Origin of the sequence: Rheinheimera sp. (assembly GCF_020217005.1) — a bacterium.
GTDB lineage: Bacteria > Pseudomonadota > Gammaproteobacteria > Enterobacterales > Alteromonadaceae > Pararheinheimera.
This window is the reverse complement of sequence record NZ_JAIWOI010000377.1, coordinates 1-10,000: the sequence shown is the minus strand read 5'-3', so window position 1 is coordinate 10,000 and position 10,000 is coordinate 1. Positions and strand designations below refer to the sequence as shown.

The following is a 10,000-nucleotide window of genomic DNA, read 5'->3' as shown; positions in this document are numbered from 1 at the left end:
CCAGCACTTTTTGTGTTTTCTATCTGGAGTCTAAGATGCGTGCAGCTTTTGATTGGCAAGACCCATTTTTATTAAAACAATTACTGTCTGAAGACGAGAGAATGATCTGTGATATGACGCATAGTTTTTGTCGGGATCGATTACAACCTCGAATTCTGGAGGCCAACCGTAAAGAATATTTTGATCGGGAAATCATGAACGAACTGGGTGAGTTAGGCCTGTTAGGCCCAACCTTACCAGAGCGTTATGGTTGCGCTGGCGTCAATCATGTTAGCTATGGCCTGATTGCGCGCGAAATAGAACGTGTGGATAGCGGCTATCGAAGTGCAATGAGTGTGCAGTCAAGTTTGGTGATGCACCCGATTTACACTTATGGTAGTGAAGCACAGAAACAGCACTACCTGCCGAAACTCGCGTCAGGCGAATGGGTTGGCTGCTTTGGATTAACAGAACCAGATTCGGGTTCAGATCCGGCGAGCATGCGAACAGTAGCCACACGCAACCAGGATGGGTTTACCATCAATGGCAATAAAATGTGGATAACAAACTCTCCTATTGCCGATGTATTTATTGTCTGGGCCAAGCTTGAGGGTGAAATTCGTGGTTTTATTCTGGAAAAAGGAATGCTAGGTCTGAGCACTCCAAAAATAGAGGGTAAGTTTTCGCTACGAGCCTCTGTGACTGGTGAAATTGTGATGGAGGATGTTCATGTGCCTGAATCTGCGTTATTGCCTGATGTGACAGGTCTAAAAGGTCCTTTCAGTTGCTTAAACAAAGCTCGCTACGGAATTGCCTGGGGCTCATTGGGGGCTGCAGAATTTTGTTGGCATGCCGCGCGCCAATATACTCTCGATCGCAGTCAGTTTGGCAGGCCTTTAGCCGCCAATCAATTGATCCAGAAGAAACTGGCAGACATGCAAACGGAAATTAGTATTGGCCTGCTGGCTTGCCTGCAGGCGGGACGATTAATGGATCAAGACACACTCGCCCCTGAAACTATTTCACTGATCAAACGAAATTCCTGTGGCAAAGCATTAGACATAGCGCGTAACGCTCGCGATATGCATGGCGGCAATGGTATTGCGGACGAGTTTCATGTCATTCGTCATCTGATGAATTTGGAAGCCGTCAATACCTACGAGGGAACACATGACGTGCATGCGTTAATACTGGGGCGCGCGCAAACAGGCCTTGCAGCATTTGCCAACTAGAGGTTAGAAAATGGAGCAATCCCCCTGGCCCTGGGCGTCATTCACAGAAGACTCTGCTGATCATTCAGCAGAGTCTCAAAGTCATCCATGGTTTACCGATTTTTGCGCGCAATTGCAACAGGCAGACAAAGCATTCTGGCAAAGCTATCAACTCCCTCGTCAAGAACAGCAAGCGGCATTGGACCAGGCACAGTTCATGCAAATGTATCAAAGCCAATGGCAAAGTCGTCTGCTGGATTTACGCTCACGCACGTTGCAACGCCAGGGACAGAGTTTTTACACTATAGGTAGCTGCGGTCATGAAGCCAATGCGGCCATTGCAGCAGCTTTAACACCACAGGACCCGGCTTTACTTCACTACCGTAGTGGCGCGTTTTTTATTGAGCGTAGCAAGCAAGTCCCAGGGCAAACGCCTCTGTATGACTTACTTTTGTCTTTCACGGCCAGTTGTCTGGATCCAATCTCCGGTGGACGGCATAAGGTGCTGGGCAGCGTACCATTAAATATATGGCCACAAACAAGTACCATTGCCTCACATTTACCAAAAGCTTTGGGGGCAGCTTTCGCCATTGAATTAAAAAAGCGTCTTGATAAAAATCAGACGGACACCTCTGTGCCTTTGCCTGATGCCAGTATTGCAGATCCAATCGTCATTTGTAGTTTTGGTGACGCATCAGCCAACCATGCCAGCGCTCAGGCAGCTTTTAATACGTCGGCCTGGACCAGTTATCAAGGGCTTGCTCTTCCTCTGCTGATGGTTTGTGAAGACAATCAGATAGGGATTTCAACACCCACTCCTGCCGGATGGATAGCTAGGCGCTTACAGAGTTATGCTGATATCGCCTATTTTACTGCAGATGGCAAGGATCTGTCCGCCAGCTATCATGCCGCAAAATCAGCTGCCGACTATGTCAGGTTTAACCGCAAACCAGCATTTTTACATCTAAAAACAATACGTTTGTTCGGTCATGCCGGTGCTGATGCCGAAGCAACCTACTTAAGTCAAAGCCAAATCGCCCAGAACCACGCCAATGATCCGCTGTGGTTTGGTGCGGCTTATATATTGTCCAAAGGCTGGCTGAGCGCTGCACAACTGCTGCTCTGGTTACACAATCTAGATCAACAAATAGTTCGGGTCAGCCAAAGTGTCATCAAACAACCCAAACTACAAGGTGCAGAGGCCATTACCGACAGCATTATTGCTAAAGTCCATCCGATAAAGACCAAAACGCTGACAGCAGTTAACAACCAACTCGCGCTGCAGTTTGACAAACATAATTTAGAAAAGCCGCAACACATCGCCAAATTACTGAACTGGACTCTGCATCAATTGATGAGCCAGTACCCTGAACTTATTTTATGTGGCGAGGATATTGCCAAAAAAGGTGGCGTCTATGGCATCACACAACACTTAGTGCAGGATTTTGGCTATAAAAGAGTGATCAACACTCTGCTGGATGAACAAAGTATTCTGGGGCTGGCGATAGGTCTGGCGCAACAAGGCTTTATCGCCATGCCAGAGATCCAGTTCTTAGCTTATGTGCATAACGCTGAAGACCAAATCAGAGGAGAAGCGGCAACATTACCTTTCTTCTCCAACGGTCAACTCCACAATGGTATGGTGATCCGTATTGCAGGCTTAGGTTATCAAAAAGGTTTTGGTGGCCATTTCCATAACGACAATTCATTTGCGGTATTTCGCGATATACCGGGCCTTTTGGTGTTTTGTCCCTCGACCGGAGAAGATGCTGTTCTGATGCTGCGTCAGGCTGTCCGGTTAGCCTATGAGCAAAAACGGGTTGTGATTTTTCTGGAGCCTATAGCACTGTATATGATGCGGGACTTACATCAGAGCAAAGACGGCTTATGGCTGAACAACATGCCGGATATCAATGCGGCCTTACCTGAATTGGGCGCCCCCCGCAGTTATGGCGCAGGCAAAGATGTTGCGCTGTTAAGCTATGGCAACGGTCATTATTTATGTCAGCAGGCGTCAAAACATCTGGCTTGTCGCAATATTGCTGTTCGTATTATTGATATCCGTTATCTGGTTCCTTTAGACATACATGCCATAGTGCAGCACCTGGATGGATGTAAGAACATAGTGATCGTAGATGAATGCAGACGCCGTGGTTCATTAAGCGAGGAACTCTATACCCTGTTGCATGAAGCTAAACCTGAGCACTTTAGAATTCAACGACTCTGCGCTGTCGATAGTTTTATCCCTCTGGGCAAAGCCGCCTATGACGTTTTACCCAGCGTTGACGACATAATGCATGCCGTTCTTTCTCATCTATCGGTTCACACTTCATCCTTAGCGGAGTCTGTATGAATTACTCAACGTTAGTGGTAGCTCCGGGAAGGGGCAGTTATCAGAAACAAGAATTGGGCTATATCAGCCAAAACCTGAGCGACACAGTTGAGGGCGCCGAATTATTAGCGGGCTTTGATCAGAGCAGAATAAAGCTTGGATTAAGCACTGTCAGTAGCCTGGATCAGGCTCCACAATTTAATTTCAAGCGTTATCAGCAAGCGGACAATGCCGCCGCACTTATTTTGGCCAGTGGCTTCATTGATTATCAAGCCTTGCAGCAAAGCTGTTATCAACCCGCAGTGATCACAGGGAATTCGATGGGATGGTACACGGCGCTGGCCTGTTCCGGAGTCTGGCAGAGCACTGAGGCTATGCGGATAGCCAGCCTGATGGCTCAGTACACATCCCAAAGCCACTATAAAGATGACAATGGCGGTCAGCTCATTTATCCATTAGTGGATGAGCATTGGCGCCCCAAATTGGACTACCAACAACAGGTTAACGCTTTATTAGCACGCTGCAGTGGTCAGCTGTATATGTCCATTCTTTATGGTGGTTATGCAGTATTAGCAGGCAGCAGTGAGGCTATCAGTCTGGCCATGCAGACTTTGCCTATAATTGACGAACGTTTTCCGCTGCTGTTGCCTGGTCATTCGGCCTTTCATTCTCCTTTTATGGCGCAAGCTTCAGAGCAGGCACTTCAGAACATAGGTCATTCATCCTTTCAGGCCACTGCAGTGCCGCTGGTTGATGGCTGTGGCCGGATCTGGCAGCCAGATTGCAGCGATTTGAACAAGCTGCGTGACTACACTTTGCGACAGCAAGTAACAGAAACCTATAATTTCACCGCATCTATTCAGGTCGCGGTAAAAGAATTCTGTCCTCAGCGTATAGTGCTTCTGGGACCGGGTAATGGTTTAGCAGGTGCTGTGATCCAGGCCTTGATTGAACTGAACTGGCACGGATTAAGCAGCAAACAAGATTTTATTGCTCAGCAGCAACAGCAACCCTGGTTACTTGCCATGGGCACCCCAGCTCAACGCGCCATCCTGTTGGATCGCCCCCCTTCAACAGAGGCAAAGAGGGCCTAAAGGCAACGACGGATAAAGCCTGAAACTGGTGAGTTAGCGCGAATCGTCTATCAAGGTCCGATGCAGCATCACCTGATGCAGGCAGGTAGCTTAAACAATGGCTTAAAATAAGACAGGCTTAAACTTTGCCAGATAAAACACCAGGAACAGAGACGAAATGGACAGCACAGAAAATATCAAACGAGTACGCAGCCTGAGTTTATCCTTCATTGAAAAAAAGCCAAAAACTACATAACAAACAATAGCTAATATCTTAATACCCAACCATTGATGTACAAATGGCTTCCAGGGACCTATCGCCAACAAAACAAAAGCCAGAGTCAATAATATCGAATCATTAAAGTGCGGCAGATAGCGCAGAGCACTTTTACGCCAATCAAATTTACCTGTCAGATCCAATAGCAGACGAGCAATAAACAGCGCGGCACTCAGATAAGCGCACAACATGTGCAACAGTTTCACATCCGGATAGAACTCCATAACCAGCTCCCAAAAAAACACTGCCGCCACCTTAAAACAATTGATGAAGCCTTGCCTATATAGCCAAAGAGGTAAGGAGTCATACTTCTTTTTCACCATCGCAGGTACATTTGACCAAACAAGGTATTTAGAACCCAAATTCAAATGGTCAATTTAACCATGAAATATAAAAGCCAAATTAAAACAACAAGTTAAAACATGGCCCGTTTATTGATACCAGTCTGTGACCGACGGAAGAACCGTCCGTAATAGCACAACTGGAGTAAAAAATGAGATTTGGATACATCACCAACGTAGTGAGGGGGCCTCATGGCTGGATATCGTAAATTATGGTGGCTGTTAATTGCCATTCTGGCTATTACCTTTAGCGTGCTTGGCTATTTTGGTGCCGAGGTGTATCGTTCGGCGCCTCCTATTCCGGCCAAAGTAGTAAATGCGCAAGGCCAGGTCATTATGACCAATGAGACTATCTTAAACGGCCAGACCGCCTGGCAGTCGGTTGGCGGTATGCAACTGGGCTCTATCTGGGGCCACGGTGCTTATCAGGCACCGGATTGGACCGCCGACTGGTTGCATCGTGAGCTGATGGCCTGGCTGGAGCTTGCGGCACAGGATGAGTTTGGGCAAAGCTACACTAAGCTTAACGCCGCACAACAAAATGGCCTGCAGTTCGCATTAAAACAGGCCTATCGCACGAACAGCTATGATAAAACTACAGATACCTTAGAGCTTAGCGATCGCCGGGTACAAGCCATAAATCAAACGGCTGAGCACTATATTGCCTTATTTGGAGATGATGCAGCGCTTAGCCAAACCCGCTCTAACTATGCAATGAAAAACAATACCCTGCCCTCTTTAAGCCGTCGGCAGGAAATGACGCAGTTTTTCTTCTGGACAGCCTGGGCCGCCAGTACTGAGCGCACCCCGGATAGCGCAACCTATACCAATAACTGGCCGCACGAACCGCTCATTGACAACAGACCTACGGCGGAAAACCTGATTTGGTCATTAGTCAGTATTATTTTACTGATAGCAGGTGTCGGTGGTCTGATTTGGGGCTGGGCATTTTTACGCAAACACGACGAAGAAGAACCTGAAGCACCCAAACAGGATCCGATCGCACTGCTTAAATTGACTCCGTCACAAAAGGCTCTGGGTAAATATATTCTGGTGGTGGTGGCCCTCTTTTCCTTGCAGGTGATGCTGGGTGGTTTTACTGCACACTACACGGTAGAAGGCGATGGTTTTTATGGGTTAAATACCACTGAATGGCTACCGTATAGCCTGGCTAGGACCTGGCATATTCAGGCCGCCATGTTCTGGATTGCGACCGGCTTTTTAGCTGCGGGGCTGTTTTTAGCACCAATCATTAACGGCGGTAAAGATCCGAAGTTTCAAAAACTAGGGGTCGACCTGCTGTTTTGGGCCTTAGTGGTGTTAGTGGCAGGCTCTTTTACCGGGAACTACTTTGCGATAATGCAAATTATGCCTGAGCAATACAGCTTCTGGTTTGGACATCAGGGCTACGAGTACATCGATATTGGCCGTTTCTGGCAAATTATTAAGTATGTTGGCATCTTGTTCTGGTTAGTGCTGATGCTTCGTGCTGTGGTGCCTGCCTTTAAAGCCCCCGGCGATAAAAACCTGTTGGCTTTATTTGCTGCCTCAGTGATTTGCGTCGGTTTATTCTACGGCGCAGGCCTGTTCTATGGCGAGCGTACACACTTATCAGTGATGGAATACTGGCGCTGGTGGGTTGTTCACCTGTGGGTAGAAGGCTTCTTTGAAGTATTTGCCACTGTGTCGCTGGCCTTTATCTTCCACAGCATGGGGCTGGTGTCACGTACAGTTGCGACCAGTGCCAGTTTGGCCTCAGCATCACTCTTTATGCTGGGCGGTATACCGGGTACTTTCCACCACCTGTATTTCGCCGGTACCACCACGCCTGTGATGGCTGTAGGCGCCACTTTTAGTGCACTGGAAGTAGTGCCATTGGTGGTGCTGGGTTACGAAGCCTGGGAAAACTGGCGCTTAAAAAATAAAGCCCCTTGGATGGGAGATATTAAGTGGCCCTTGATGTTTTTCGTTGCAGTAGCTTTTTGGAATATGCTTGGAGCCGGTGTGTTTGGTTTTATGATTAACCCGCCTATCGCGCTGTACTACCTGCAAGGCTTAAATACCACGCCAACCCATGCCCACGCAGCCCTGTTTGGTGTCTATGGTTTCCTGGCGCTGGGTTTCTGCCTGCTTATCCTGCGTTATATCCGGCCACAGCTGGTGTTTGATGAAAAACTGATGAAAACGGCCTTCTGGTGGATGAACATCGGTTTAGCGTTAATGCTGGCAACCAGCTTATTGCCCATAGGTTTTATACAGTTTTACGCAAGTGCGACAGAAGGACTGTGGTATGCCCGTAGCGAGGCAGTGATGCAAAGTGACATTCTGGTCACCCTTCGTTGGGTCCGGACTTTCGGTGACGTTATATTCATCGTCGGTGCTCTGGCCATTAGCTGGCAAGTCGTAAAAGGTGTGTTTTCCAGCACCGCAATGGAAGAAATCAAACAAGGTTAAATTGGCTCCATGCCGACCCGCTGCGGTATGACGAATACTGCAGCGGTTTTACCAACGAGCCCGCGCACTCAAACCAACAACACGAAAGCGTCATTTCAACAGCAACTAACCCTTATGGGGAATATTCTGATTCTGTTACGCCTGATAGCATAAGGGCACATTGCATACAACGAGGTGCAAATAAGGTGATGAGCAAAAAACCGGATTTGAAAACAGCAATGCTCCAGCTTATTGCGGAGGTCAAACAAACCCTTCCGCTCTATGAACCATCCACTTTTGTTTGTGGCACCAACACAGATTGTGTCGGTTGCCCGAAGAAAATGCTGGAGATGGTTGACTCTGAGCTTTCTTATTGGGAAAGTGCGATGAAAAGAGGTATTACTCCTAAGTTTGATGAATTAAGGCGTTTCGGGAAACTATGTCAGAGCGTACGCCGTAGCTTAGTCCGAAACAATATCATTCCAGACCCTAAAGCCCTGAGCGAATAGAGCACTTCTCTGTAGCTTTGTTCAATAATGAAATCACATTCACTCACGCGATTATAACAAAGCATATGCATGTCGTTTCATTCCGACAGACTACTCAATTCTTATGTTGTAGACACCACACTCCATCAACAGTCGAATTTGACATTCGCACTTTGCTTTTGTGAGCCGCGTACAAAAATATAAACGCAAATACCAGTGCCATTATATCGACGCCTATGCTTGGGATAATTTCATGCCAAGAGGTTTGTTGCCAGTTTAGATATAAAGTAGTAAGAGGCAAGGCAGCGCAACATAGAGCCAACGCTCCTAAACCATGGTAAGCCGCTACTGCGGCTCCACGCCAAAAGCTATAGCCGATAAAGGTGATGAAACCTAAATAATAACAATATAAATAGGCGTAGTTTATATTCATCAATACAGGGCCAAGTAACTTCCCAAACAGCATAGTCAGTGCAACTGCCAACATTGAGCCCAGACAAATACCTATAGTTAAAGCGGCCATGATCCTACAACTACGCCTTTGCCCCGAGTTATTTTTCATGCGTTTATCAAGCCACAACAGATTACCGCTGTAGAATAAAAACGCCCCTAAAAGCCCCATGATAAAATAACTCCATCGACCAAAGTTACCAGCGTAAGTACCAAAATGCAGTGAAAACAACCCAATGACAAACTTGCTATAGCTAGCCCCATCTTCAGTGCTAAAACTAAAAGGTTGGATCTCAAGAGTGTAGGGATGCATAGACAAATAATCTGTATCAGGACCACGCATCATGCCATTGGGGTTAAGCATTTTTACAGATAGCGCAGGAGCCGTGGTATCAAGGCGCATAAAACTAAGTTTTACAGGCTGATGAGCGGGACTATAGTCAATGGCAGTTGCAATGTGCTGCTCTATTGGAGGTAGTTGACTGAGTTCAAATTTTTTTGTCGTGGACGCTTGGCGCTGGAACAAAGGTTGCTCGCCGTAAAACATCGTAAGGCCCCCATAAATCTGATCGTGAAAAGCAAAACTCACCACTGTCCAGGCAATAATAAAATGGAAAGGCAAGCTTGCTACCCCAACCAGATTGTGGCTATCCAACCAGAAACGGCTTGGGCCTTTGTCTCTTCGTAGAGCAAAAAAGCTCTTGACCAACGTAGGTAGCAAAACAACTATACCGGACACTAGTGCCAGAAAATAAAGCACTGCTGCAATACCAAGCACATAGACACCTGCCTGATCATGCCCAATCTCTCCGCCAATTCCAGCGCTTCGGTGCAGATAATCAATCAGATCGCCAAACTTATTCTCGTAACTCTCAGTGACAGTGAGTTGACCTTGCGGATCTAGTCTTACTTCTACTAGTTTGTTGTCCATATGCAGGTCTCTGGCACTGCCCTGGCTATACCAACTCAATACTGGAGTCGTATTGGTTAAGTCCAAATCAAATCCCTTGCCAAGCTCAGTCGAATAGCGATCTAGAGCTTTATCAACCAACGCCTGCCAGTCAGAATGTGATGATGTTGGTTTATCTATTGCATGCACAGTGCGGGGGGCAATCCACTGCTGTAACTCATGCTTAAACATAGTCAAGCTACCTGCATAAAAGCCAATAAACAGTAACAAACCAGCAGTAATACCTGTCCAAGTATGTAGACTTTGATAGATACGTAAAATGTCTGCTCTGACCCTCATCCAAAACTCCGAAGCAAAAAGAAACAGCTATACAAGAGCACCGAAATGCTTGTTAAAACCAACCAGGCTTGACGAGCATTTTGAAACAAAAACACAACACTCAGTATGCAAAACCACACTGGTGTAACAAGCCACATATTAAACTGAGTTTTATCCGCAGAACTTAT

7 protein-coding genes are annotated in these 10,000 nt (G+C 46.9%); 5 read left to right on the top strand and 2 right to left on the bottom strand.

All coding sequences use genetic code 11. The features are described from left to right. Nucleotides 1-35: 35 nt before the first annotated feature. The 3 genes from LDL40_RS18695 to LDL40_RS18685 are packed head-to-tail and all read left to right on the top strand — an operon-like array spanning nt 36 to nt 4,616. Complete coding sequence (locus LDL40_RS18695; protein WP_300997012.1) at nt 36-1,211, top strand: acyl-CoA dehydrogenase; 1,176 nt, start codon at nt 36-38, stop codon at nt 1,209-1,211. Between the two features lie 10 nt (nt 1,212-1,221). Further along, entirely contained in the window at nt 1,222-3,543 is a 2,322-nt protein-coding gene (locus LDL40_RS18690; protein WP_300997010.1) for a thiamine pyrophosphate-dependent enzyme, read from the top strand. Continuing rightward, nucleotides 3,540-4,616 (top strand): malonyl CoA-ACP transacylase, encoded by a 1,077-nt coding sequence (locus tag LDL40_RS18685; RefSeq protein WP_300997008.1) that lies wholly within the window; start codon nt 3,540-3,542, stop codon nt 4,614-4,616. Before LDL40_RS18690 ends, LDL40_RS18685 begins: the two co-directional genes overlap by 4 nt. 102 nt (nt 4,617-4,718) lie before the next feature. Here LDL40_RS18685 and LDL40_RS18680 read toward each other — a convergent pair whose 3' ends face one another. After that, nucleotides 4,719-5,096, bottom strand: a complete 378-nt coding sequence (locus LDL40_RS18680; protein ID WP_300997006.1) for a SirB2 family protein — start codon at nt 5,094-5,096, stop codon at nt 4,719-4,721. 309 nt (nt 5,097-5,405) lie between these two features. On the opposite strand from LDL40_RS18680, the gene LDL40_RS18675 reads away from it, so the two are divergent. Both LDL40_RS18675 and LDL40_RS18670 read left to right on the top strand, forming a co-directional pair. Beyond that, on the top strand, nt 5,406-7,667 hold the full coding sequence (locus LDL40_RS18675) for a nitric-oxide reductase large subunit (protein ID WP_300997005.1): 2,262 nt from the start codon (nt 5,406-5,408) through the stop codon (nt 7,665-7,667). Nucleotides 7,668-7,855: 188 nt separating this feature from the next. Beyond that, the gene (locus LDL40_RS18670; RefSeq protein WP_300997011.1) at nt 7,856-8,155 is read left to right on the top strand and encodes a hypothetical protein; all 300 of its coding nucleotides are present in this window, start codon (nt 7,856-7,858) and stop codon (nt 8,153-8,155) included. A 94-nt stretch (nt 8,156-8,249) separates the two neighbouring features. Here the strand turns inward: LDL40_RS18670 and LDL40_RS18665 are convergent, their stop codons facing one another. Next, nucleotides 8,250-9,833: a PepSY domain-containing protein gene (locus LDL40_RS18665; protein ID WP_300997004.1), complete on the bottom strand. Its 1,584-nt coding sequence runs from the start codon at nt 9,831-9,833 to the stop codon at nt 8,250-8,252. Nucleotides 9,834-10,000 lie beyond the last annotated feature (167 nt).

Coding starts and splice junctions, on each gene's coding strand:
- LDL40_RS18685 (WP_300997008.1), top strand. CDS start 3,540: ATGAATTACTCAACGTTAGTGGTAGCTCCGGGAAGGGGCAGTTATCAG.
- LDL40_RS18690 (WP_300997010.1), top strand. CDS start 1,222: ATGGAGCAATCCCCCTGGCCCTGGGCGTCATTCACAGAAGACTCTGCT.
- LDL40_RS18665 (WP_300997004.1), bottom strand. CDS start 9,833: ATGAGGGTCAGAGCAGACATTTTACGTATCTATCAAAGTCTACATACT.
- LDL40_RS18675 (WP_300997005.1), top strand. CDS start 5,406: ATGGCTGGATATCGTAAATTATGGTGGCTGTTAATTGCCATTCTGGCT.
- LDL40_RS18680 (WP_300997006.1), bottom strand. CDS start 5,096: ATGGAGTTCTATCCGGATGTGAAACTGTTGCACATGTTGTGCGCTTAT.
- LDL40_RS18695 (WP_300997012.1), top strand. CDS start 36: ATGCGTGCAGCTTTTGATTGGCAAGACCCATTTTTATTAAAACAATTA.
- LDL40_RS18670 (WP_300997011.1), top strand. CDS start 7,856: ATGAGCAAAAAACCGGATTTGAAAACAGCAATGCTCCAGCTTATTGCG.